Annotated in this window: 1 protein-coding gene; it reads left to right on the top strand. The window is 68.0% G+C overall.

Annotated elements, in window-relative coordinates:
* Positions 1 to 159 precede the first annotated feature (159 nt).
* On the top strand, positions 160 to 2,296 hold a 2,137-nt coding region (locus ACWDAS_RS41380), incomplete at its 3' end, for a hypothetical protein (RefSeq protein ID WP_450401140.1).

The raw sequence follows: 2,296 nt of genomic DNA, 5'->3' as shown, positions 1-2,296 counted from the left end.
CAGGGCGGGCTGCGCCCCCGCTATCTCGACCTCATCCACGCCCAGGTCGTCAGTCACGATCACGTCCACGTGCCGCACGTGGATGTCGACGCGGTCGACGGGATCGCCCCCCACGCACCTAAGGGCAACACCAGCGCAGGTGGCTCGCAGTTGGGGCCCGTGCCGCCCACGTTCACCGAGCGGACGGACGCCGTGCGCTTCAGCGAGGGATACGGCGACATCGCAAGCCATTACCGGTTGACGCCGGTGGCCCAGTACGACGGTGCGGCCAAGGGCTCGCTGCAGGGCGGTGAAGGTACCCGCTTCGTCGCCACGGTCATCGCGACCCCGGACACCGATCTGCTGAAGCTGGCGAAGACGTACGGGACGGCGTTCACCGACAAGTCGGTCGTCGGCGAGCGGCTCGGCCTTGTCATCGGTGTGAACGGGCGCGCCGGCACGGAAACCCAGATCGCCGACACGGTGCGCAAGTTCTCCCGGCAGTGGGAGAGGGAAGGCAACTTCGAGGTCTCCGTCACCGGCTTCACCTGGCGTCAGCCCGATCCCAAGCTCGTCGCGGCCGGTGCCCAGAAGGAGATCCCCTACGGCGCGCTCCGTGAGGCGGTGGTCCGGGACGACCTCACCCGCGGCATGCTGAACAAGGTCAAGCTGAACGCCGAGGGTGAGGTGTACCTGCACGTCGGTGACGCCGATGTGAAGAGCATGGTCGTCGGCGGCAAGCCGCTCTTCGAGCGTGCCGCCGCGAAGATCGAGACCCTGACGGAGCAGAACGGGTCCGCTCCCGAGATGGTGAGTGGCGGTTACACCCTCCCCGGGGGTGCCGCGAAGAACGCCGCCGACCTCGACCTGGCCGTGCGCGACGCGATGGCGAAGACCGACGCGCGGGCGATCTACTTCCCCGAGCCCAACACGTTCGTCCGTGTCGACCCGGCCAACTCCCTCGGCCTGGAGAAGGACATCCGGTTCGGTGAGGTCTCCGGGAGGGCCATCAGTTACGAGGCCAGGGAGGGGGAGCGCCTCCTCGACAGCCTCGTGAAGAACCGCCGCCACCTGTGGCAGGGGCGGGAGAACCAGGCCGTGGTCTTCGATTCGGACCTGGCTCTCGTCACCGACGGCGAGCGCATCGCCCTGGAGGTGGGCGACGACTCGCAGTCGCTCCTCACCGGTCTCACGCAGAGCCATGCGAACCAGAAGACCTGGACCGAGCAGATGGAGCACTACCTCGAGCTGCACCACCCGGGTGTCCTCGCCAAGGACCAGCATGTCGCGAAGAGCCTGGCGGCGATCGCCTTCCACGACATCCGGCTGGACGGCACGGAACTCCGGGTGATGAAGGGGACTGAACTCACCACGGCCCTCAAGGGCGAGTTGACCGCGGTTCGCTCGGCGACCGGGGGCGTCAACGACACCTTCAAGCAGCTCGTCCAGATGTCCATCGACACCCGGAATGCCCTCGTCACAGGCATCAACAAGCGGCTGCTGCCGCAGTCCGTCTCCGCGGCAGCGCCGGCTGCCGCGGGCTCGACGCGGCTGACCGGGGACGAGGTCCTGGACGCCGTCATCGGCAGGGGCGGCGGGAGGCCCGAGGATGCGCGTCGCACGCTCGGTGGCTTCGAGTTCGGCGTGAAGACCCGTAACCACGGGGGCAACAACCTCATCTCGCGGCCGATCGTCATCACGGTCCATGACGGTGGGACGCAGGCGGAAGTGGCCGTCCATCTCAACGTGATGCTCAGCTCGGGCAACGAGGTCGATGTCAAGGTGGGCGGGAAGAAGCTCACCAGTACGACGGAAGTGACGATCACCGGGAGCAAGTTCCACCTGACCGCCCGTTCGAGGGCGGCCCAGGATCTGATCGACGAGCATGGGCCGTCCATTCTCACGGCGGACAACTCCATTCACGTGGGGCCGGGCAACGCCAGGTCGGGCTGGAACAACGAGGATGAGAACTTCAGGAATCTGGCGCATGAACTGGGCGTCTCGGAGTCCAGCCTGCTTGAGGCGCTGAACAGGCGTTTCCCGCCGGATGGTCTGCTGGACACGCTTGAGCGGCTCCAGCGGGACGTGCGGCACGCCGTCGTCCACGGCTCAGGCGCGGAGAACGTGACGGTGCGCTTGGCGAGCGGGGACAAGTCGTTCCCGGTTCTGGACGACCCCACTGGGGTGTCGGCGCGGGCAGTGTCCGCGCCGTCGAGCGGGGCGGGTGACGTCCTGCACGGTGCGGGTCCGGGTGCCGGGCGGGTGGATCTGACGCTGGACGCGGGTTGGGATGCGGCGCGTGGTGCGGCGGCGCCGA

The organism is Streptomyces sp. NPDC001070, from assembly GCF_053598835.1.
This window is presented reverse-complemented; position numbering and strand designations above follow the sequence as displayed.